Genomic DNA, 20,800 nt, shown 5'->3' on the forward strand with positions numbered 1-20,800 from the left:
CGGTGGATCGTCGTCCATCGTCACCCGGTGGACGCTGACACTCAAACAGAGAACTTTCCGGGGTGGCGGAAGAGTCGGTCCCACGGGTTAAAGACAGCGGTTTTACTCAAAAAATTTCATCGGTTCATCTCACCAGGACTGTGAGCCTGACCATGAACTGTGTGCTCCACCGCTTATCGCACGGTCGCGGCCGTGCTCGCATTCTCTCTCACTCTCGTCGCCCCACGAACACGATCGTGCTGAAGCCGCCCAGCGATTGGTCCGCGCCAGACAGTGACGAGGGACGGGCCTCGCAGTGAGGGACGCCCCGGCCGGCCGCGCTGTGGCGAGCGCCGCACAGGATGTCCCCGGCCCGTCCGCCGCTCCTGGCGCACGGCTCGCCGCCCTCGACTGTCTGCGTCTCCTGGCGGCGCTCAGCGTCGTCGCGTACCATTGGCTGTTCTGGGGACCCCGGTACGGTGAGGTGGCGAGCACCGTGCCCGCGCCCGTCGCGGCGCTCGCCGCCTACGGCAATCTCGGGGTGCAGCTGTTCTTCCTCATCAGCGGGTTCGTGATCTTCCTGTCCGCGAGCGGTCGCGACGCCGCTTCCTTCGCCGCGGGGCGAGCCACCCGGCTCTATCCGGCGTTCTGGGCGGGCGTCCTGCTGACGACGGCGACGCTGCTCGTCACGGCGCAGGCCAGCCTTCCCGACATCCTCGGGCGATTCCTCGCGAACCTCACGATGGTGCCCGCCGCTTTCGGGCAGACCCAGCTCGATGGCGTCTACTGGACCCTCACCCTGGAGCTGCAGTTCTACGCCCTCGTCTTCCTCTTCTTGCTGGTCGGCCGTCGCGAGTGGCTGGAGCCATTCTTCGCGGTCTGGGCGATCACCATGCTCCCCACGACGCTCTTCCTGCCTCGGATCGCGGGGCTGCCGCTTCTCGGCGGACTGTTCGAGCTGTTCGCCGGCGGTGCCCTCATCGCCATGATCGCGCGCACAGGCTGGACGCCGCTGCGCGCGGTCGCCCTCGGCGCGAGCGTCGTCGGGTCGGCGGCGGCGACCGTCCGCCGGGCGCAGGAGTCCGACCCCGGGACGGTCGACCCCGTCGTCCTCGTCCTCGTGGTCGCGGCGCTGTACGCGCTCGTGTTCGTCCTCACCACGAGCCGAGTCGCCGCCTGGCACATCCCGGGCAGCAGGCTCGCGGGCGGGCTCACCTACCCGATCTATCTGTGCCACGCTGTGTTCGGATTCGCTCTGCTGAACGCCTTCGGTTCGAGCGACGCTCCCTGGGCCGGCTACGGGATCGCTCTCGCCGCTGTTCTTGCGGTGGCGGCCGGGGTCCACCTCGGTGTCGAGCGTGCGGCGGCGCCGATCTGGCGGCGCTTGTTCGCGGTCACACTGGCCGCACCGATCCGGGCGCTGCAAGCCCGGCTGCCGGTGGAGAGGTAGTTCCGCCTCCCCGGAAAGTTTCGCCGCCTCCCTCACGTTCGGGGATTCAGGTGGTTGACTCGGTGGGAAAGGTGGTCTCCCGTGGCTCTCTCGGCGAATAGGACGAGGATGCTCGGCATCCTCTCGCGGCGTGCTGCCTGGGTGACCGCCGCCGAACTGGCCCGGGACCTCAGCGTCACCACCCGCAGCGTCCGCAGCTACGCTGCCGCGCTCGGCGAGCTGATCGAGTCCGGGCCGGCCGGTTACCGCGTGCGTCCGGACGTCTACGCCGCCTACCTCGCTGACACGTCCTCCCCGGATGTCGCGGCCGGCTCTCCGCAGGAGCGTCTTGTGTTCCTGGTCCGCCGGCTGCTGGACGCGCCGGAGGGGGTCGATGTCTATGAGACGGCGGAGAGTCTGTTCGTCTCCGACTCGACCATCGAGTCCGACCTCACGCGCATCCGGGGGCTGCTCGCCGGCACCGAGCTGGCACTGGAACGTCAGGGCGCCGTCGTCCGCCTGACCGGATCGGAGATCGAGAGGCGCAAGCTCATCAGCCGCCTGTTCCGGGACGAGATGACGCAGAGCGTCGTGGATGTCGCCCGGATACAGGAGGTCTTCTCCTCCCGCGGGCTCGCCGAGTTCAAGGACGATCTGGTCGAGATGCTGGACGGGCGGGGCTTCTTCGTCAACGAGTACGGCATCAACGATGTGCTCCTGCACATGGCCGTCGCCCTCGACCGCGTCGCCAAAGACCGGGTCCTCCCCGCCACCGCCGACCCCGAGGTGAGCGATGCGATCCGTGTACTCGCCGTGGACCTGGGGGAGCTCGTGCTGCACCACTTCGGCGCGCAGCTCGATCCGGTCGAGCTGCGCTCCCTCGCCATCCTGCTCCGCACCCGGGTCATCGCTCCGGGCGCGCGCGACACCGTCGCGGAGTTCGTGAGCGACGAGGATCTCGTCGCCGTCCGCCGCATCGTGGCGAGCGCCTCTGCCGAGTACCTGGTGGACCTGCGCGACGAGAGCTTCATCGGGCGCCTGACGCTGCACCTTCAGAACCTCGTCGCCCGCGCTCACGAGAAGAGCTACTCGCGCAATCCGCTCACCCGCTCCATCAAGAGCGCGTATCCGATGATCTACGAACTGGCCGTCTATATCGCGAGCCGGGTGCAGGCGGCGGAGGGCATCGCGGTCAACGATGACGAGATCGCGTACATCGCCATGCACGTCGGCGCGTATCTGGAGCAGCAGTCGCGACGGCGGGATGCCGTGACCTGCGCTGTCGTCTGCCCCAACTACTACGACATGCACATCCTGCTCCGCGAGCGTCTGGAGAGGGCGCTCGGCGACGAACTAGACATCACAAACGTTATTACATCTGCGGACGCGGACTGGAACGCGATCGAGGAGGACCTCGTCCTCACCACGATCGACCCCCGTGGCCGCCGGGAGAACGCGGTGATCGTGCAGCCGTTCCTCACTGAGGCGGACATCGGGCGTATCCGGCACTCGGTCGCCCGCATCCGCCGCGCACGCATCAAAAGCGAACTGCTCGAGTACTTCGACGAGAGCCTCTTCCTCCGCGACTTCCACGCTCGCGACCCGCTCACGATGATCCGCGCCCTCGGCGACCGGATGATCGCCGCCGGTGCCATCGACAGCGCCTACGTCGAACAGTCGGTGGAGCGGGAGCAGATGTCCTCGACGGCCTTCACCGACACGCTCGCCGTCCCGCACGCCATGACGATGACCGCCAAGCGCACGGCCATCGCGATCGTCGTCAACGACACAGCGATGGACTGGGGGGACGCCCGGGTCAACGTCATCGCCTTCATCGCCTTCTCGGAGGGTGGACGTGCGGCCTTCCAGACGGTCTTCGACCAGTTCGTCGAGGTGTTCTCCGACCGGGAGGCGGTGCGGGGGCTGATCCGCCGTGCGGACACTTTCACCGCGTTCATCGACGAACTCGTGCGGATCATCGACGCCTAGGGTGGTGCTCCGGCCTCCCCGTGCATCACCCTGACGTCGCCGGGGACGGAGGAGTTCTCGCCGACATCCTCGCGAATCTCCTCCCTTTCCCGGCATCCAGCCTCTCACCCTCGCGAATCTCCTCCGTTTCCATCGTCTTTCGTTGCCGGTCGAAAACGGAGGAGATCGCGGCCGTTAGCGCGGTGAAAGCAGGAAACGGAGGAGAAAGGCCGGCATTGACGGCCAATTCTCCTCCATTTCCGACGGGACAGGTCGGTGCGGGCGGGGCGGAGGACGGGTGGAACGCTCGGCGGTCAGTTCGCTGTCACGAGATAGGTCAACGACACCCCGGGGGTGCCGATCGCGACGGTGTGCTTTCCGTTGCTGTAGACAGCCCGGGTGTCCGTCGCGCCTGCCTGGACGGTGTAGCCGGCCTTGGCGAGCGCGGCGCCGGCGTCGGCGAAACCGGTCTTCCCTGGGCAGCACACCTAGAGCAGCCGGCGAGCGGGGCGATCGTGAGGGCGGGGACGAGCAAGGTGCGATTATGGCGGGTGTGCATATGACTTCCTAGTGTCTGTGGTGCGGTTTTGCAACACTCCAGCCTAAGCGGACGTTGGAAATGGAGGAGAAAAGAGACGACATGCCCCTTAGCGGCAGGAAAAGGAGGAGAACATAGTCTTGTTCTGCAGATTCTCCTCCGTTTTCAGTGCTCCTCTCGGGAGAACCTCTGCTCAGCCCAGAAGCAGCGCGGAGAGCTGATCGGTCGAGTGTACGACCGCGATCGCCCCGGCTGCCTCGGCCGGGGAGCCGTAGCCCCACTCGACCAGGATCGTGGGCAGGCCGTGCGCGGCAGCGCCCTCGACGTCGTAGAGGCGGTCGCCGACCATGACGGCGTGGCCGACGCCGACGTCGGCCGCGGTGAGGCGGCGCAAGGCCTCGGCGACGACATCCGCCTTGGCGCTGCGGCTCTCGTCGTCGGTCGCTCCGGCGATGACCTCGAAATACTGAGCGAGTCCGAAGTGCTCCAGGATGCGCACCGCCTGTGTCTCGGGTTTGCTGGTCGCGACCGCGAGCGGGACGCCCGCGGCGCTCAGGCGCTGGAGGAGGCCGCGGACGCCGGGGAAGACCGCGCTGTCGAGGGCGCCGTGCTCGGCGTAGTGTACGCGGTAGGCGCTGAGCGCTTCGCGGGCCCCGGCTTCGGTCAGGCCGGCCATGCTCTGCAGGGAGTCGAGGAGCGGAGGCCCGACATACTCGACGAGCTGGGCCGGCGTCGGGACGGGGAGGCCGCGATGGCCTCGAACGTGTGCGCCAGCGAGGAGGTGATGCCCGCGGCGGAGTCCGTGAGGGTGCCGTCGAGGTCGAAGAGGACGCAGGTCCACGTGCGTGTGACGGTGGGTGCGCTGGCCGGTTGGGTCGTGCTGTTCGGGTCAGCCATGGCGATCCTAAGGATATGTGAGGTGTATGAATGATTTCTCAGCGCTCGCTGAGAGCAGCCTCGATATGTGAGCGGGCGACCACCAGTGCGTGCGGGGTGCCGGGATCGAACTGCACGGCGACGAAATCGGCTGAAGCGATGTGTCCGAGCGCCTCCGGGCCGGGGACGATGATGGCCTGCACGCGCGTCCCGCCGCCCGCCGCGCTGCCGCCGACGGCCGCGCGCAGCGCTCTCATCGAGGTGAAGAGTGGGAGCACGGCCTCGCCGGTCGTGGAGCCGATGATGCGCAGCCGCACTTCTCCCGGGTCGGAGCCGGTGACATCCACCACCAGACCGCCCTTCTTCGCGGCGGTGAGCAGCTCAGCCAGGTTCTCCAGCGTGGGCTCGGCGGCGATGACGGCCAGCGCCTTGCGCACCGGCACGTTCTCGTAGCTCTGGGGGAACCGGCCCCGGGCGCCCATCAGAACAGCCTGCTGTCGCTGTCGTCGAGCCCGCGCATCGCGTCATAGTCCAGCACGAGACAGCGGATGCCGCGGTCCTCGGCGAGCGTGCGGGCCTGCGGCTTGATCTCCTGGGCGGCGAAGACCCCGGCCACCGGGGCGAGCAACGGGTCCCGGTTCATGAGTTCCAGGTAGCGGGTCAGCTGTTCGACGCCGTCGATGTCGCCCCGTCGCTTCAGCTCCACAGCGACTGACGCGCCCGCGGCGTCCCGGGCCAGGATGTCGACCGGCCCGATCGCGGTCATGTACTCGCGGCGCACCAGCACATGCCCGTCGCCGAGGAGGTGGATCTGCTCGGCGAGCAGCTTCTGCAAGTGCGCCTCGACGCCGTCCTTCTGCAGGCCCGGGTCGATCCCGAGGTCGTGCGCGGAGTCGTGCAGCACCTCGTGGATCGAGACGACGAGCATGTCCGCGGTCTTCGCCTGGCTGACGCGCCAGAGCTGCGTGACACCGGCCTCGCGCTGCGCGTCGTCCGGTTCGTCGATCGCGAGCGTGCAGGGCGGGCTCATCCAGTTCAGCGGTTTGTAAGAGCCGCCGTCGGAGTGGACGAGCAGGCTGCCGTCGGCCTTGAGCATCAGCAGCCGCTTGGCGAGCGGCAGGTGGGCGCTCAGACGGCCCGCGTAGTCGACGGAGCAGTTGGCAATCACGAGGCGCACCGGACAAGTTTAGGGTGCGCCAGGATGGGGGCATGGTCCATCAGCTCCTCATCGGCACGTACACCGGGTCTCTTCCGCACGTCGACGAGCACGCGGAGGGGCTTCTCACTGCGACTTTCGACGGGACCGCGGTCTCGCCGGCCGGTGTCGCCGCCCTCCTCGAGAACCCGTCGTGGATCGCGGTCGGACCGGGGACGGGCACCGTCTATGCGGTCGAGGAGACCGGCCCGGACGGTTCGGTCACCGCTTTCTCCCGCGAGGGCGGCGGCGCTCTCCTCCCCATCGGGCGCGAGTGCGCGGGCGGCTCCTCGCCCGCGCACCTCGCCGTGCATCCCTCCGGACGCTTCCTCTTGGTCGGCGCTTACGGCAGCGGAACCGTCTCGGTGTGGTCGCTGGACGCCGAGGGGGTGCCGCTGGAGCGCACCGCGTTCGTCCAGCACGAGGGCTCCGGCCCCGACCCGGAGCGGCAGGAGGGTCCGCATATCCACCAGCTGAGCGTCGACCCGGTCAGCGGTGACCTCGTCGTGGTCGACCTCGGGCTGGGCGAGGTGCGCTGGTACGCCTTCTCCGAGGAAGGCCGTCTTACGCTCCGTCCCGACGCTACGGTCGCGACGGGCCGGGCCGGACCGCGCCACCTGGCCTTCCACCCGGACGGCGGGCACGCTTTCCTGGTCAATGAGCTTGACAGCACGGTCGCCGTGCTGCGACGCGGGGCGGATGGACGCTTCCGCGCTGCGAGCGCGGCGTCCACCCGCGCGCCCGGGGCGGACGGGCCGAACTTCCCGGCCGCCGTTCGCGTCACCGGCGACGGCCGGACGGTCTTGGTCAGCAATCGGGGCGATGACACGATCGCCGTGTTCGCCTTCGATCCGGAGACGCGCGCGCTCACCTGGCTGAGCGAGAACGCGGTGCCGACGCCGGTGTGCGTGGTCGTGCTCTGAGGCCGTCCGGCTGGGTCGCTGCCAGCGCTTCGTCGGGCGCGCTCAGAGGCCATCGACGCTCGTGCGGCCTCGCATCGCAGCTCGATCGTGCTCCTTCGCGTCGAAGTAGCGATCCGGTCCGACGGCAAACGGTTCTGCGTCGATCCAGAGCGCGTCACCGTCGACACGGAGCAGTCCGACATACAGGACACGGTCGGCCTCGGAGGCCCAGATCGTGATCAGTCTCGTGTTCCCACCGTCTTTCTGGACCGCCGCCAGCCCGGCGACGATCGCGGTGCTGGCGACCCTGCCCCGCTGCATCGCCGCGAGCAGATCGCCGATGGGCGAAGCCGGGACCGAAACTGTGGATCACCGGGTTCGTGAGCACCCCACCGCCCGCGATCCTCCAGCGACGAGAACCGATGAAGATCATCGCGACGCACACAACGAAGATCGCCGGGGGCATCGCGAAGGCGCCGGCGATCGCGAGAGCGGCTTTCACGCGTCCGCCCAGGGTGTCCACGACGGCCGCCGGGTTGAGAAAGATGGCGAGGGCCAGCGCTGCCATCAGCACGGCGATGATCATCCACGTCGTCGTCTTACGCGGGGAGCGTTCCGGTGTGAACAGGTCGGGACGTGTCGCGAACCAAGCGGAGAGACTCCTCGACCGAGTCCTCAACGGTATGAAACTCATATTTCAATTCTATCCGGGGATCAAAACATCGTGCGAACGGCCATGTTCTATACTGTATAATACCTATTAAATTCTGTGCATCAGTTCACAATGGAGAGAATTCCAATATGCCGAAGAAGCCTCTTTTCCTCGCCGCTCTCGTTCCGGCGGCCCTCCTCGCTGGCTGTTCCGCCAGCCATCCGGGAGTCGAGCCCTCCGCGTTCGCGTCTGTCGCATGCACGACCTGGCTGGACAAGGGCTCGGCGGAAACGCTTTCGGACTCGTCGACGATCAACGGTTTGAGCGGCACGGCGCATCCCACAACATATCCGTGATGAACCGATCCTCAGCAAGCGTCGACACTCGACCAGCATCCCCGCTAACCAGCCACAACAACCACCGCCACGCCGACTACTGAAACCACCTCTAATTCCGCAGCGAATCGGCGGAGACTAGCGGGGACGAGGAACTGGCTCGGCAGGGAGCCGAGAAGCTCTTCCTCGGGATCGACGACACCGCAGGCGAGGTCGAGGACCCGTTCATCCCCATCCGCGACCAGCAGGTCGTCAAAGCCATGCTGTCAGACGATGTCTGCTCCACCTTCCTCGACAAACGGAACTGGTAGCGCGACCTCTGCCACCGCTGCCCGTCGCTCTCGCACGGACGCTGCGGCGAGGAACGAGGCGATGAGCAGGGCAACGATGAGGAGCAGCGCCCCCAGGATGCCGAACTCTTTGCCCAGGAAGCCGATCAGCGGCGGGCCGACGAGGAAGGCGCAGTAGCCGATCGTCGCCACCGCGGAGACACGCGCAGCGGTGTCGCTGACTCCGTCCGCTGCCGCCGACATCCCGAGCGGGAAGCCGAGCGAGACGCCGAGGCCCCAGAGGACCGTGCCGGCGACGACGATCCACATCGGTCCGCCGAGGATGAACAGGAGCAGGCCGGCCACGCCCATCGCGGTGGTGACGCGGATGGTGGCGACGCGGCCGATGCGGTCCACGATCGGTCCCCCGGCCACGCGGCCGGCGGTCATGGCGGCGACGAACACCGCGAAGACGACCGCGCCGGCCGAGTTGGTCTGGCCGTGGCCGTCCACGATCGCGAGGGCGACCCAGTCGTTCGCCGATCCCTCGCCGAACGCCATCCCGAGCATGACGACACCGATCAGGACCAGGCGCCCATCGGCCCAGACCGACAGCGCTGCGCGCAGGCGAAGGCGAGGCGCTCCTTCGGGCCTGTCTCCTCGCCGAGGGCGTCCTCGCGCGGGATGAAGCGGATCGCGATCGCAGCGACCGCCACCAGGACGACGGCGATGAACGAGAGGTGCCAGGCGACGGCGATGTCCAGGGCTGCGGCTGCCGCTCCGAGGCCCGCGCCGATCACGGTGCCCAGGCTGAAGAAGGCGTGCATGAGCGGCAGGAGCGTTTTGCCGGTCTCGCGTTCGACGGCGGTGCCCTCGACGTTCATCATGACGTCGACCATCCCGTTGCCGAAGCCCAGCAGGATGAGCCCCGCCGCCACAGCCGGGACGGAGTGGGAGACGGTCGCGCCGGCGCCGACGAGCGCGGTTCCGACGGCCGCGATGACCAGGCTGACGGCCATCCCCTTGTGCGGCCCGAAGCGGACGAGGACGGGCGAGGAGAGGGTGAGGCCGACGATCGCGCCCACGGACATCCCCAGAATGAGGAGGCCGACGGCGGAGGGGTCCCGTCCGAGTCCGAGCTCATCGCGGACGCCCGGGATGCGGGCCACCCAGGAGGCGAGCGAGAGGCCGCTGAGGACGAAGATCGCGAAGACGGTGTTGCGCCAGGCGCGCAGCTCATGGCGGCTGCGGGAGGCGGTCGGGGGTGGCTGTGACATCGGCTGTCCTGATGAGGGGCGGCTGCGGTGGGTTCCGGAACGGGGCTTCGTTCGTCGAATCGTTTCGACTCGAAACGATTCGACTAAGCTAGCACAGGTGAACGACCACAGCACGGCCTCCGACGGCCCGAAACCGACGCTGGCCTCGGTCGCGCGCCTGGCCGGTGTGTCCACGTCGACAGCCTCGCTCGCCTTCTCCGGAACCGGCCCGGTCTCCGGCGCCACGCGCAAGCGCGTTCTCGCCGCGGCCGAGCGCCTGGGCTATCCCGGTCCGGACCCGCGCGCCCGTTCCCTGCGCCGCGGCCGATCCGGAATCGTCGGCGTCGTGATGGAGGAGCGGGTGCGCGACGCCTTCCGCGACCCCATCAAGATCGCCCTGCTCGACGGCATCACCGAGGAGATCGCCGCGATCGACGCCGGCCTCCTCATCCTGACCGACGCCGGGGAGGCTGCCCAGCGCATCGAGGACGCGCCGATGGACGCCGTCGTGCTGATCGGGTGCAGTCCGCTTCTCGACGAGTCGGTCGCCACCCTCCGCCGGCGCGGCATCCCGCTCGTCGCGATCGAAGGAGACCCGGCCGCCGATATCCTCACGATCGGCCAGGACAACCGGGAGGCGACCCGTGTCGCCGCGCAGCACCTGTACAATCTCGGCCATCGCGAGGTCGCCGTCGTCGCCCTCTCGCTCAGCCGCGACCGCTCGCGGGGTCCGCTGACCCGGCGACGGTGGTCTCCGCCACGTCGGCCACGGCGGCCGAACGGCTGGCCGGAGTCCGCGATGTCTTCGCCGCAGCCGGCGGGTGGATGACGCGAGGTTCGTTCGTGGAGGAGGGCCGGATCGCCGGACAGGCGCTGCTGGGCGACTCCGCCGCCCGGCCGCCCGCGATCATCGCGCAGAGCGACCTGCTCGCGGCCGGTGTCATCCGGGCTGCGGAGGAACAGGGGCTCGGCGTTCCGGCGGACCTCAGTGTCGTCGGGTTCGACGGTGCGCGCGTCGACGGGCTCTGGCCGTACGATCTGACCACGCTCGTGCAACCCGCCGTCGACAAGGGCCGCGTGGCCGGGCGCGCGATCGTGGACATGCTGAAGGGCGAGACCGCGCATCCCGCGTCGTTCGCGAGCGTGTTCCACCGGGGAAACACCACCGCCGCCCCGTCAGCGGCCATCGTAGGGTGAGCCCTATGGATCTCGAAGCGCTGTACCGCGACCTGCACGCTCACCCGGAACTCTCCTTCGCCGAGCATCGCACCGCCGGCATCGTCGCCGAGCGCCTGAGCGCCCTCGGCCTCGACACGCACACGGGCATCGGCCGCACCGGCGTCGCCGGTGTGCTCCGCAACGGGGACGGGCCGACCGTGCTGCTGCGCGCGGACATGGACGCCCTGCCCGTCGAAGAGCTGACCGGGCTGCCTTGGGCCTCCACGGTCACGGCCGAGGACGGCGCCGGGAACACCGTGCCGGTCATGCACGCCTGCGGCCACGATATCCACATCACCTGCCTGCTGGGGGCGGTGGAGCAGCTGGCCGCGACTCGCGACGGCTGGGCGGGCACCGTCGTCGCGGTGTTCCAGCCGGCGGAGGAGCACGGCGGCGGCGCCGAGGTCATGGTCCAGGACGGTCTCTACGAGAAGGTCCCCCGGCCGGACATCGTGCTTGGGCAGCACGTCGCGCCGTTCCCCGCCGGTGTCGTCGGCGCGCATCCCGGCGCCGCGATGGCCGCAGTGGACACGATGGAGATCACCCTTCACGGCCGCGGCGGCCACGGCTCCCGCCCGGAGACCACCATCGACCCCGTCGTCATGGCGGCGTCGGCCGTGATGCGGTTGCAGACGATCGTCTCGCGCGAGGTGGCCCCTCAGGACACGGCTGTCGTCACAGTCGGGACGCTGCACGCCGGCACCAAGAACAACATCATCGCCTCCGACGCCACGCTCGGGATCAGCGTCCGCAGCTTCGACGAGGGGGTCAGGACGCGTGTCCTCGGCGCGGTGGAGCGCACGCTGCGCGCGGAGTCCGCCGCGAGCGGCGCACCTCGGGAACCAGACCTGGAATGGGGCGAGCGCTACCCCGTCACGGTGAACGACCCGGAAGCGACCGCGCGCGTGAACGCCGCGTTCGTTGGCGAGTTCGGGGTCGAGGCGGTGTGCGCGCCGGGAGCCATCTCGGGCAGCGAGGACGTCGGGAACCTGGCCACAGCCGCGGGTGTCCCGCTTGTCTACTGGCTGCTCGGCGGCGGGGACCCTGAGAAAGTCCTCGCGGCGATGGCCGCGGGCACTGTCGACACCGACATCCCCTCGAACCATTCGCCCTCCTTCGCTCCGCTCGCCCAGCCGACCATCTCCGTCGGCGTCCGCGCCCTGGTCGTCGCCGCCCGCGAGTTCCTCGCCTAGCTGCCCTCTTCCGGTCGGTGTCTCTCCGTTGCAAACGGAGGAGAACCGGTCGCCAGCGACCGTTTTTCTCCTCCGTTTCCTGCCTTTCACCCTGCCACCGGCCGTGATTTCCTCTGTTTTCGACGGATGTCGGTGAGAGCTTCTCCGCTTCACCCCGTTCACCCCGTGGCCGGTCGTCGCTCCGCGAGTTCCTCGCCTCGCTGTGCCTAGACAGCCGCGCCGGGGCGCAGCCACGCGGAGGTGCGGGCGCGCAGGCCCAGGGTGAGGGCGCGGGCGCCGAGGTAGCCGAAGGCGAAGGCGGCGGTGAGCGCGGCGAGGCCTCCGGCGTCGTGGTCGCCCCGTGCGATCGCGACCACGGCGAGCGGCGCGAACGCCACGACGTTGAGCAAGCCCGTGAGCGCGAGGTAGCGTGTGTCTCCGGCTCCGATCAGCACACCATCGAGCACGAAAACGTACCCGCCGAGCGGCGCGCTGAGTCCGATGATCGCGAGCGCCGCCGGGAGGAGCGCGGCGACGGAGGCATCGCTTGTGAACAGTCCGGCCGCGACGGGGCTCAGCCCGATGGTGACGACGCCGAGAACAGCCCCCGACCCGACGCCCCACTGGATGCAGCGCCGGAGCACCGCGCGCACCTCCGGGAGCTCGCCCGCGCCGAGTCCTTTGCCGACGAGCGCTTGGGCGGCGATGGCGAGCGCGTCGAGGGTGAAAGCGAGCGTCGCGAAGACGGTCATAGCGACCTGGAAGGCGGCGAGATCGTCCGGCCCGAGCCGTGTCGCCGCGGCGATGGTGAGCAGCATCGCGGCACGGAGGCTCGCCGTCCTCAGCAACAGCCAGCCCCCGGCGACGGCCGTCCGCCCGAGGCCGGCGTGGCGGGGGAGCAGGCTCGCGCCGGCGCGGCGGGCGTGGCGGGCGACGACCACGGCGTACACCGCGACCATCGCCCACTGTGCGACGACGGTTCCGAGCGCGGAGCCTGCGATGCCCAGGCCCAGGCCCCCGATGAAGACAGCGTTCAGCGCGATATTGGCCGCGAAGCCGCCGCCGGCGACGGCCAGCGGTGTCCGGGTGTCTTGCAGTCCGCGCAGCAACCCGGTCGCCGCCAGCACAAGCAGCATGGCGGGCAGCCCGGCCATCGAGACGGAGAGGTAGACGTCGGCCTGTTCGCTCACCGCCGCGGAGGCCCCGAACAGGGAGACGAGGATCGGCGAGGCCAGCCATCCCGCCACCGCCAGCACGGCCCCGAGCCCGAGCGCGAGCCAGCAGCCGTCCACACCGGCAGCGACCGCCGCGCGCTCGTCGCCCGCGCCGAGCCGGCGAGCCACGGCGGGCGTCGTCGAGTAGGCGAGGAAGACCATCAGGCCGACGATCGTTTGCAGCACGGCGGCGGCGATCCCGAGTCCGGCGAGCGGCGCAACGCCGAGGTGGCCGACCATCGCCGAGTCCGCCAGCAGGAACAGCGGCTCGGCGACGAGCGCACCGAGGGCGGGCACGGCCAGTCGCAGGATGTCCCGGTCGAGCGGGCGGCGGGGGAGGGGATTCACAGCGCCTCCACGCTACTCGACGGGGGCCTCGCCGAATGTCGGCGGTTGTTCTTACAGTGGTCTCATGAGTCCGTTGATGCCGGAGCCGCTCGCCACCTGGACCTGGCGGCTGGATCGCGTGCGCACCGGGCGCACCGTCCTCACCCGCGGGCAGGCGGCGGCGGCGAAACGCGACCTCGAACACGACCGGTCGGCGCACCCTGGGGACTACGCGGCTTACGAGGACGAGCTCGCCGCCGCGCTCGAAGCGCTGGAGATCCTCTCCCGTCAGGCGAACCGCAGCGACGATCTGCTCGCCGTGCTCGCCACCGAGCGCCGTCAGCGCGGCGGCGCGGAGGGCGGCGACCACGCCCGCCGCACGCCCGGCCCGGCGGAACCGGCCCGTGCGCGCGGTCCGCTCACCGCCGAGCACGAGGGCATCCCGGCCGGGCTCCCGGAACTGCTCGACCAGTGGGTCCACCGCCTCATCCGCTACCGCAACGGGGCGAAGATCATCGCCCCTATCGAAGCTGCCCGCGCAGAGATCCGTCTCCGCAACGAAGCCCATTTGCATCCCGGCGCCTATCGCAATGCCGTCGCGTGGCCGTACTATGGCCGCGTGATGCGCGAACTCGGTGAGATCGCGACGGCCCAGCGGCCGGGCGTCCACGTCGGTGGCCGCGGAATGCGCCGCGGTCTCGGGGATGTGTGATGAGCCGGGGCTCCCGTCCCCTCGTGCGTCGTCTCCCGCTCGGCGCACTGGCTGCTTTGGCCGTCGCGACCGTCATCGGAGTGGCCGGATACGTCGTCTCGTCGGGCGGAGCGGGCGGCCTCCCCGGCGGGAGCGCCGCGGCCGTGGCCACCGCCACCCCGCCGAGCGCGCTGCCCGGCGGCGCCGCGCGCGATGTCGGCGTGCCGCCCCCCACCGAGGCGACCGCCCTTCTCGCCGGGCTCGCGGTCAAAGGCCGCGCTTCGGCGACCGGCTACGAACGGACCGGTCACTTCGGCCGGGCCTGGCAGGATGTGAACGGCAACGGCTGCGACACCCGCGACGACATCCTCGCCCGCGACCTCACCGCCCTCACTCGCAGCGGGGCCTGCACGGTCGTCTCTGGAACCCTGGACGATCCGTACACCGGCGACCGCATCGCATTCGCCCGCGGAAAGGACACCTCTGCGCTCGTCCAGATCGACCACGTCGTCGCCCTGCTGGACGCGTGGCAGACCGGCGCACAGTCCCTCAGCCAGGAGCAGCGTCTCCTCTTCGCCAACGACCCGCTCAACCTCGTCGCGGTCGAGGGGGCCGCCAACCGGGCGAAGGGCGCGGGCGACGCCGCCACCTGGCTCCCGCCGAACAGGCGGATACCGCTGCTCATACGCGGCTCGCCAGGTGGCCGTCAAAGCGAAATACGGGCTCTGGGTGACGTCGTCCGAGAAGGCTGCCCTCCAGCGGCTCTTCGACGCTTGCTGACCCCATTACGATCGACCCATGCGATCACGCGGAACCATTCTCCTATGACCCCGGCCGAAGCCGCTGCCCTCCTCGGCCTTCCGCCGACGTCCAGCCAGGAAGAGATCCTCCGCGCGTACGGCCTCCGCGCTGCCCGAGGGCGAGGGCGCGGCGAAGGATGCGCTGACACGCGCCCGGGACGCGCTGCTCGCGGGGACGCGATGGCCGCCGCCGAGCGCCCTCCCGGGTCAGCCCGGTCATCAGGCGTCCGTTCCCGGCGCATACCCGCCGCCGAGCGCCCACCCGCTGCGATCGCCCCAGCCCTAGCCCCAGCCTCAGCCCGGCCACCTGTCGTCTGCTCCGTTCGCCTCCCCAGCGCCCGGCCATGCAGCCTTCCCGCATCCACCTGTCCCGGCTCGCCGTCCTCTCTCCGCCGCCGCCATCGTCGCCTGGGCGCTCGGCGGCGCCGCTCTCGCCATCACGACCGCCGGGATTCTCGTCGTCGCCCTCGTCGCCGGCCACCTGCTCGGGACCGCCGCGGCCCAGCCCTCCCTCCCGGGCGCCTCATCGACTCCCGACGATGGCAGCGGGGCGACCGGCGACACCTCTGTCGTCGACGGCGTCACAGTGGAGCCGATGGAGGGCTGGACCTTCCTGCTCACCTCTGACTGGCACTGTCCGTCCGCCCACGTGATCTCCGGCTTCGCGGACACCGGCGACGGCGACACGGTCGAGGAGTACTCCCAGGTCGTTTCGCTGGAGAGCGGCGTCCCGTATTCGTACATGATACCCGACAGCGCCTCCGCTCGGAAGTACGCGAAGCATCGACGCCATCATCTGCGAGACGACCTGACCTCACTGCGGTCCCGGGTCCGCGCGGACCGGTGGGAAGACCCGGCCTGGCCGGTGGCACAGCTCGATCGCCTCCGACGGCAGTAGACGTTCCCGGTCGCGATCTCCGATGTCGAGGCGACCCCGTCGCGGGCGTGTTCGGCCTCCGGCGTCGCGTGACCCGGGAGCCGGTGTCGTCGTTTGTTCCCCGGACCCTGAACGAGCCGCGGCGCGCCGTTCCGGTCGAGCGAGCGGAGTCTGACATCCTCGGAAGCGAACATTCAGGGGACAGCACCATGCGCTTCATCACGCCCAAGGAGAAGGCGATCGTCGTCGCCATCCTCGTCGGCGTCGACATCCTGCTCACTCTGCTCCTGGACGCGCTGAACACGCAGGGCGGCTCCATCGTCCTCAGCATTCTGCAGCTTGCCGTCTGGTATCTCGCGACACGGGTCTTCCGTGGTCCCGGTGAGCCGGTCCGGGCCGCTCGGCCCTGGTGGCGGATGACGAACCGGCCGCTGCTCTCCGGCGTGCTCGGTGTCGGCTACGGGCTGCTCGCGGTCGTGAACATCGGCTTCTCCTTCGCCGGGTACGAAAGCGTCTCCGGGGTCGTGTCCATCCTGGTGCAGCTCGTCTTGGCCGGACTGTTCCTCACCTCGTTCCGGCGTCTCCGGGCGCTCGCCGTGCCTGCCTGACCCGTAGGCTGGGGCCATGACCCAGGCTTCCGGCATCGACACCGACGAACTCGACCCCACGATCCGTCCTCAGGACGATCTGTTCCGGCACGTCAACGGCAAATGGCTCGACCGCACGGAGATCCCCGCCGACAAAGCGCGCTGGGGGTCGTTCATGGTGCTCGCGGAGGAGGCGGAGGGCGCGGTGCGCGACATCGTCGAGGCTGCGCAGACCGCGCCGGAGGGCACCGAGGAGCGCAGATTCGGCGACCTGTTCGCGAGCTTCATGGACGAGGAGCGGGTGGACGCCCTCGGCGTCCAGCCGATCGAGGCGCAGCTGGCGCTCGCGAGCGGGGTGGACAGCGTCCCGGCCCTGCTGGAGACGCTCGGCCGGTTGGAGCGGCACGGGGTCGGCGGGTTCTACCAGCTGTTCGTGGACAACGACCCGGGCGATCCGGAGCGCTACCTCGTGTTCGCCGAGCAGGCCGGGATCTCGCTGCCGGACGAATCGTACTTCCGGGAGGAGCGGTTCGCGTCGGTCCGCGAGGCGTTCGGCGCGCACCTTCAGCGGATGTTCGAGCTGGCCGGGCTCTCGGACGCGCCGGAGCGCGCGCAGCGGGTGTTCGATCTGGAGACGGAGATCGCCGCGCAGCACTGGGACAATGTGAGGTCGCGCGACTCCGAGGAGACCTACAACCTGTTCACCTGGGCCGACGCGACTGCGCTGTTCGGCTCCGCGGGCCTCGACGACTGGGCGAGGGGTCTGAGCGCTCCGGAGGGCGCGCTGGCGGAGATCGTGCTGCGGCAGCCCTCGTTCACGTCGGGTCTCGCCTCCCTGCTCACCGAGGACCGGCTCGTGTCGTGGAAGGACTGGCTCGCCTGGCAGATCATCCACGGCGCCGCCCCCTACCTGCCGGGCGACTTCGTGGACGCGAACTTCGAGTTCTACGGCCGCACCCTCACCGGCACGCCGGAGATGCGCGCCCGGTGGAAGCGCGGCGTCTCGCTGGTCGAGGGCGCGATGGGCGAGGCGGTCGGCCGCATCTACGTCGAGAAGCACTTCCCGCCCACGGCGAAGCAGGCGATGGACGATCTGGTCGCCACCCTTATCGAGGCGTACCGCCAGAGCATCCAGAAGCTGGAGTGGATGGGCGCGGCGACGCGGAACCGCGCGCTCGACAAGCTGGCGACGTTCACGCCGAAGATCGGCTACCCGGTCACGTGGCTCGACTACTCGGCGCTGACCGTCGACCCGACCGATCTGCTCGGCAACGTCCGCGCCGCAGCGCTGTTCGAGTTCCACCGCGAACTCGCGAAGATCGGCAGGCCGCTGGACCGCGACGAGTGGTTCATGACGCCGCAGACGATCAACGCGTACTACAACTCCGGCTTCAACGAGATCGTGTTCCCCGCGGCTATCCTGCAATACCCGTTCTTCGACGCCGCCCGGGATGCCGCGGCCAACTACGGCGCGATCGGCGCGGTCATCGGGCACGAGATCGGCCACGGCTTCGACGATCAGGGCTCCAAATTCGACGGCGACGGCCGCCTCGAGGACTGGTGGACGGCGGCCGACCGCGCCGTGTTCGAGGAGCGCGCGGCCAGCCTCATCGAGCAGTACGACGCCCTGTCGCCCGCGCAGACGCCTGGGCACCACGTGAACGGGGCGCTGACCATCGGAGAGAACATCGGCGACCTCGGTGGGCTCGGCATCGCCTGGAAGGCGTATCTGCTCTCGCTGGCGGGAGAGGAGCCGCCGGTGATCGACGGCCTTTCGGGCGCCGAGCGCTTCTTCCTCAGCTGGGCGCAGGCCTGGCAGCAGAAAGGACGGGATGAGGAGGTCCTCCGCCTGCTGGCGATCGACCCGCATTCGCCGAACGAGTTCCGCTGTAATCAGATCGTGCGCAATATCGACGCCTTCTACGATGTCTTCGAGGTGAGCGAAGGCGATCGTCTGTGGCTGGCTCCGGAGAAGCGCGTCACTATCTGGTGATACCCACCGTAATTTCTTCCGGAGGCCGCTTAAGCACCCTCCGGGCGGAGTACGATCATCGGTGTCCGTGGCCGGGGAGGGACCGCCGATCGACCGAAGTGTCCCGATGTGGAGAAGGACCCAGCACCGCCGTGACGATCCAGACCCCGCAGACCGAACGCCGCCGCGGCGCGAGCGCGCGTCGTGCCCGGCACCGGGGAACGGCGCCGTCCCGGGAGATGTTCAGCTGCGCCTTCGACGCGCTCGGGACACTGGCGGTGCAGGGCGTGCAGGTGTCTGGCCGTGTGACGGACCTGAGCACCGGCGAGGTGCTGTTCTCGGTGGACGACCACGTCGTCATGCCCACCGCCTCCATCGGCAAAGTCCTCCTCCTCGTCGAAGTGGCGGCGCGGTTGCAGTCGGAGGGGCTGAGTTCCCTGGCCCTGCTGGACCGGGCTCCCCAGGATGCCGTGGGCGACTCCGGAATCTGGCAGCACCTCCAGGTGCCCGCCCTCCCCGTCGCCGACCTCGCCGCCCTCGTCGGCGCGACGAGCGACAACCTCGCCACCAATGTGCTCCTGCGCCACGTCGGACTGGAGGCGGTCAGTGCCCGCACCGAGGCGCTCGGGCTCACCCGCACCGCGCTGCTCGATCTCGTCCGCGACCATCGGGGCCCGGACGACGCACCGCAGCTCTCGGTCGGCAGCGCGAACGAACTCACCTGGCTCTTCGCCGCGCTCGCGCGCGGCGAGGTCGTCAACCCCCAGACCAGCCGCCAGGTCATCTCCTGGCTCTCGCTGAACAGCGACTTCTCCCTCGTCTCCGGCGCCTTCGGCCTCGACCCGCACTCGCACCGGCACGCCGAGCACGGCATTCTGCTGGTCAACAAGACCGGCAGCGACGCCGGTGTGCGCAGCGAGGTCGGCGTGCTGCGCGGCCCGCGGGCCGGACTGACCTTCGCCGTCTCGACGTATTTCGACGACACGAGCCTCTCCTCGCGGCTCGCCGTCATCGACGGGATGCGGACGGTCGGCCTCGACCTCCTCGAGTACGTCTTCTGAGCGGGTGCGATTGCTGGGCCAGGGGAGCCGGTCTCGGCTCCGCGGCCCTCCTCCTTCGCCCCGACAGCCAGGTGGTGGACCTGTTCGGGTCCACCGCCTGGCGTGACCACGTCATCAGGCCCGCAGCGCTCTACAGCTCCAGTGCCAGCAACTCATCGATGGTCTGTCGCCGTCTGATCTGCGTGACCGTTCCGTCATCGACGAGCACCTCTGGCGCAAGCGGTCGCGAGTTGTAGTTCGACGACATGCTGGCCCCGTACGCACCCGTGTCGTGGAAGACGATGAAGTCGCCGACATCGACGCGCGGAAGTGGGATCGATGTGACCTCATCATCGCTGTCTTGTGTGAAGACATCACCTGACTCGCACAACGGCCCCGCGAGGACAGACGCCGTCGGGTTCGCTGTGATCTCTTCTCCGCGCGATGAGATGGCACTGACAGCGTGGCGACTTCCGTACATTGCCGGGCGCATGAGGTCGTTGAAACCGGCGTCGACAAGGACGAAGCGATGTGAGCCGGCATTCTTTTGAGCGCGCACTTCGGTGATGAGTGAGCCGGAGTTCGCGACAAGGAATCGGCCGGGTTCGATTTCGAGGCGTACGGAGTGGCCGAGATGGCGTTCGATCTCACGTCGGGCGGCATCCCACAGCCTGAAGTACTTGTCGATGTCGATCTCGGGTTCGTCGGCGCCATAGGGAACCGAGAGACCGCCTCCGGCAGAGATCGCCTGGATGTCCCGGCCGAGCGATGCGACCTGCTCGACCATAGCGTCGCAGACACGCGCGAGGTGGCTGTAGTCCACGCCAGAGCCGATGTGCATATGGAGACCGACGAGATCGAGATCGTAATGGTCGACGAGATCAAGAGAAGCCGGCAGGCTCTCGTACCAGATGCCGTGCTTGCTGTGCTCGCCGCCTGTGTTCGTCTTGCGGCTGTGGCCGTGTCCGAACCCCGGATTCACGCGGATCCAGACCGGGTGCTTCGGAGATGCAGCCCCTACCATCTCGAGCATCTGAGGGGAGCCGGCATTGACCGGGACACCCAGCTCGATCACCCGCGACAGTGTCGGCCGATCAAGAAGGTCGGCCGTAAAGACAACCTCGTCACGCCCCTCGCCGACCTCGTATCCCGCCACGAGTGCCCGCTCGAGCTCGCCGGCGGAGACCGCGTCGACGCGAACACCCTGGTCTCGCATCATTCGCAGAATATGCACGTTCGAGCACGCCTTCTGAGCGAAGCGGATGACGTCAAATTGTCGAAGTTGCTCGACTCGTGCATGTATCTGCTGTGCATCATACACCCACACCGGTGTTCCGAACGTGTTCGCAATATCGGCGAGGTCCGTTCCGGCCATCGTCGATGCTCGACCAGTGACTAGAGTCGTCAACGGGGGTTCTCTCTCCTTGTGGCCCGGATTCGGCATTTCTGCGGCGTCTGATCCTCATTGTTGGATGCGCTGCCCGTTCGGGGTTTTGGCGTCAG

General features: G+C 69.2%; 21 protein-coding genes and 1 pseudogene. 13 read left to right on the forward strand and 9 right to left on the reverse strand.

Features of this window, described 5'->3' with window-relative positions; all coding sequences use genetic code 11:
- The first annotated feature begins 295 nt into the window (after nucleotides 1-295).
- Both O159_RS00400 and O159_RS00405 read left to right on the forward strand, forming a co-directional pair.
- Nucleotides 296-1,429, forward strand: coding sequence for an acyltransferase family protein (locus O159_RS00400; protein WP_021753809.1), 1,134 nt, complete (start codon nucleotides 296-298; stop codon nucleotides 1,427-1,429).
- Between the two features lie 81 nt (nucleotides 1,430-1,510).
- The gene (locus tag O159_RS00405) at nucleotides 1,511-3,397 is read left to right on the forward strand and encodes a BglG family transcription antiterminator (RefSeq protein ID WP_043993395.1); all 1,887 of its coding nucleotides are present in this window, start codon (nucleotides 1,511-1,513) and stop codon (nucleotides 3,395-3,397) included.
- A 293-nt stretch (nucleotides 3,398-3,690) separates the two neighbouring features.
- Here the strand turns inward: O159_RS00405 and O159_RS14795 are convergent, their stop codons facing one another.
- The 4 genes and pseudogenes from O159_RS14795 to nucS form a co-directional block, all read right to left on the reverse strand.
- The gene (locus O159_RS14795; protein WP_169725638.1) at nucleotides 3,691-3,864 is read right to left on the reverse strand and encodes a hypothetical protein; all 174 of its coding nucleotides are present in this window, start codon (nucleotides 3,862-3,864) and stop codon (nucleotides 3,691-3,693) included.
- Nucleotides 3,865-4,107: 243 nt separating this feature from the next.
- A pseudogene (locus O159_RS00410) lies at nucleotides 4,108-4,811 on the reverse strand (HAD hydrolase-like protein).
- A 38-nt stretch (nucleotides 4,812-4,849) separates the two neighbouring features.
- A complete protein-coding gene (locus O159_RS00415; protein ID WP_021753813.1) occupies nucleotides 4,850-5,272 on the reverse strand; it encodes an SseB family protein in 423 nt (140 codons plus the stop codon).
- On the reverse strand, nucleotides 5,272-5,967 hold the full coding sequence (nucS, locus tag O159_RS00420) for an endonuclease NucS (protein WP_021753814.1): 696 nt from the start codon (nucleotides 5,965-5,967) through the stop codon (nucleotides 5,272-5,274). The genes O159_RS00415 and nucS overlap by 1 nt, the downstream gene beginning before the upstream one ends.
- A gap of 32 nt (nucleotides 5,968-5,999) precedes the next feature.
- Here nucS and O159_RS00425 point away from each other — a divergent pair, with 32 nt between their 5' ends.
- Nucleotides 6,000-6,908 carry a lactonase family protein gene (locus O159_RS00425; protein WP_021753815.1) on the forward strand — a complete coding sequence of 303 codons (909 nt, stop codon included), beginning with the start codon at nucleotides 6,000-6,002 and terminating at the stop codon, nucleotides 6,906-6,908.
- A gap of 42 nt (nucleotides 6,909-6,950) precedes the next feature.
- On the opposite strand, the gene O159_RS15370 is transcribed toward O159_RS00425, so the two are convergent.
- Nucleotides 6,951-7,208 (reverse strand): hypothetical protein, encoded by a 258-nt coding sequence (locus O159_RS15370; protein WP_021753816.1) that lies wholly within the window; start codon nucleotides 7,206-7,208, stop codon nucleotides 6,951-6,953.
- Between the two features lie 480 nt (nucleotides 7,209-7,688).
- Here O159_RS15370 and O159_RS00435 point away from each other — a divergent pair, with 480 nt between their 5' ends.
- On the forward strand, nucleotides 7,689-7,895 hold the full coding sequence (locus tag O159_RS00435; protein ID WP_021753818.1) for a hypothetical protein: 207 nt from the start codon (nucleotides 7,689-7,691) through the stop codon (nucleotides 7,893-7,895).
- A 245-nt stretch (nucleotides 7,896-8,140) separates the two neighbouring features.
- Here the strand turns inward: O159_RS00435 and O159_RS15375 are convergent, their stop codons facing one another.
- Together O159_RS15375 and O159_RS15380 are read right to left on the reverse strand one after the other, a co-directional pair.
- Complete coding sequence (locus tag O159_RS15375) at nucleotides 8,141-8,713, reverse strand: MFS transporter (protein WP_021753819.1); 573 nt, start codon at nucleotides 8,711-8,713, stop codon at nucleotides 8,141-8,143.
- 11 nt (nucleotides 8,714-8,724) lie between these two features.
- Nucleotides 8,725-9,420, reverse strand: coding sequence for an MFS transporter (locus tag O159_RS15380; RefSeq protein ID WP_021753820.1), 696 nt, complete (start codon nucleotides 9,418-9,420; stop codon nucleotides 8,725-8,727).
- Between the two features lie 97 nt (nucleotides 9,421-9,517).
- On the opposite strand from O159_RS15380, the gene O159_RS00445 reads away from it, so the two are divergent.
- From O159_RS00445 to O159_RS00450, 3 genes are read left to right on the forward strand one after another with little or no spacing between them, the layout of a single operon-like run.
- Entirely contained in the window at nucleotides 9,518-10,228 is a 711-nt protein-coding gene (locus O159_RS00445) for a LacI family DNA-binding transcriptional regulator (protein WP_236609505.1), read from the forward strand.
- The gene (locus O159_RS15385) at nucleotides 10,225-10,596 is read left to right on the forward strand and encodes a substrate-binding domain-containing protein (protein WP_236609506.1); all 372 of its coding nucleotides are present in this window, start codon (nucleotides 10,225-10,227) and stop codon (nucleotides 10,594-10,596) included. Before O159_RS00445 ends, O159_RS15385 begins: the two co-directional genes overlap by 4 nt.
- Before the next feature lie 5 nt (nucleotides 10,597-10,601).
- Nucleotides 10,602-11,810: an amidohydrolase gene (locus tag O159_RS00450; protein WP_021753821.1), complete on the forward strand. Its 1,209-nt coding sequence runs from the start codon at nucleotides 10,602-10,604 to the stop codon at nucleotides 11,808-11,810.
- A 206-nt stretch (nucleotides 11,811-12,016) separates the two neighbouring features.
- On the opposite strand, the gene O159_RS00455 is transcribed toward O159_RS00450, so the two are convergent.
- Entirely contained in the window at nucleotides 12,017-13,351 is a 1,335-nt protein-coding gene (locus tag O159_RS00455; protein ID WP_021753822.1) for an MATE family efflux transporter, read from the reverse strand.
- Between the two features lie 64 nt (nucleotides 13,352-13,415).
- Between O159_RS00455 and O159_RS00460 the strand changes: the two genes are divergently transcribed.
- The 6 genes from O159_RS00460 (at nucleotide 13,416) to O159_RS00485 (ending at nucleotide 19,318) form a co-directional block, all read left to right on the forward strand.
- A complete protein-coding gene (locus O159_RS00460; RefSeq protein WP_043993396.1) occupies nucleotides 13,416-14,042 on the forward strand; it encodes a hypothetical protein in 627 nt (208 codons plus the stop codon).
- Between the two features lie 23 nt (nucleotides 14,043-14,065).
- The gene (locus O159_RS16405) at nucleotides 14,066-15,448 is read left to right on the forward strand and encodes an HNH endonuclease family protein (protein ID WP_330216831.1); all 1,383 of its coding nucleotides are present in this window, start codon (nucleotides 14,066-14,068) and stop codon (nucleotides 15,446-15,448) included.
- Nucleotides 15,417-15,719 (forward strand): hypothetical protein, encoded by a 303-nt coding sequence (locus O159_RS00470; RefSeq protein WP_021753825.1) that lies wholly within the window; start codon nucleotides 15,417-15,419, stop codon nucleotides 15,717-15,719. Before O159_RS16405 ends, O159_RS00470 begins: the two co-directional genes overlap by 32 nt.
- A gap of 188 nt (nucleotides 15,720-15,907) precedes the next feature.
- A complete protein-coding gene (locus tag O159_RS00475; RefSeq protein WP_043993844.1) occupies nucleotides 15,908-16,306 on the forward strand; it encodes a hypothetical protein in 399 nt (132 codons plus the stop codon).
- A 16-nt stretch (nucleotides 16,307-16,322) separates the two neighbouring features.
- A complete protein-coding gene (locus tag O159_RS00480; protein WP_021753827.1) occupies nucleotides 16,323-18,278 on the forward strand; it encodes a M13 family metallopeptidase in 1,956 nt (651 codons plus the stop codon).
- 218 nt (nucleotides 18,279-18,496) lie between these two features.
- Nucleotides 18,497-19,318, forward strand: a complete 822-nt coding sequence (locus O159_RS00485) for a serine hydrolase (RefSeq protein WP_407929774.1) — start codon at nucleotides 18,497-18,499, stop codon at nucleotides 19,316-19,318.
- Between the two features lie 130 nt (nucleotides 19,319-19,448).
- Here O159_RS00485 and lysA read toward each other — a convergent pair whose 3' ends face one another.
- Nucleotides 19,449-20,672: a diaminopimelate decarboxylase gene (gene lysA / locus O159_RS00490; RefSeq protein WP_021753829.1), complete on the reverse strand. Its 1,224-nt coding sequence runs from the start codon at nucleotides 20,670-20,672 to the stop codon at nucleotides 19,449-19,451.
- Nucleotides 20,673-20,800: the final 128 nt, after the last annotated feature.

It is taken from the genome of Leifsonia xyli subsp. cynodontis DSM 46306, assembly GCF_000470775.1.
In the GTDB taxonomy this organism is placed as follows: domain Bacteria; phylum Actinomycetota; class Actinomycetes; order Actinomycetales; family Microbacteriaceae; genus Leifsonia; species Leifsonia cynodontis.

Coding starts and splice junctions, on each gene's coding strand:
- O159_RS00415 (WP_021753813.1), bottom strand. CDS start 5,272: ATGGGCGCCCGGGGCCGGTTCCCCCAGAGCTACGAGAACGTGCCGGTG.
- O159_RS00425 (WP_021753815.1), top strand. CDS start 6,000: ATGGTCCATCAGCTCCTCATCGGCACGTACACCGGGTCTCTTCCGCAC.
- O159_RS15370 (WP_021753816.1), bottom strand. CDS start 7,208: ATGCAGCGGGGCAGGGTCGCCAGCACCGCGATCGTCGCCGGGCTGGCG.
- O159_RS00435 (WP_021753818.1), top strand. CDS start 7,689: ATGCCGAAGAAGCCTCTTTTCCTCGCCGCTCTCGTTCCGGCGGCCCTC.
- O159_RS15375 (WP_021753819.1), bottom strand. CDS start 8,713: ATGCTCGGGATGGCGTTCGGCGAGGGATCGGCGAACGACTGGGTCGCC.
- O159_RS15380 (WP_021753820.1), bottom strand. CDS start 9,420: ATGTCACAGCCACCCCCGACCGCCTCCCGCAGCCGCCATGAGCTGCGC.
- O159_RS15385 (WP_236609506.1), top strand. CDS start 10,225: ATGACGCGAGGTTCGTTCGTGGAGGAGGGCCGGATCGCCGGACAGGCG.
- O159_RS00450 (WP_021753821.1), top strand. CDS start 10,602: ATGGATCTCGAAGCGCTGTACCGCGACCTGCACGCTCACCCGGAACTC.
- O159_RS00460 (WP_043993396.1), top strand. CDS start 13,416: ATGAGTCCGTTGATGCCGGAGCCGCTCGCCACCTGGACCTGGCGGCTG.
- O159_RS00470 (WP_021753825.1), top strand. CDS start 15,417: ATGGAGGGCTGGACCTTCCTGCTCACCTCTGACTGGCACTGTCCGTCC.
- O159_RS00475 (WP_043993844.1), top strand. CDS start 15,908: ATGCGCTTCATCACGCCCAAGGAGAAGGCGATCGTCGTCGCCATCCTC.
- O159_RS00480 (WP_021753827.1), top strand. CDS start 16,323: ATGACCCAGGCTTCCGGCATCGACACCGACGAACTCGACCCCACGATC.
- O159_RS00485 (WP_407929774.1), top strand. CDS start 18,497: ATGTTCAGCTGCGCCTTCGACGCGCTCGGGACACTGGCGGTGCAGGGC.
- lysA (WP_021753829.1), bottom strand. CDS start 20,672: ATGGCCGGAACGGACCTCGCCGATATTGCGAACACGTTCGGAACACCG.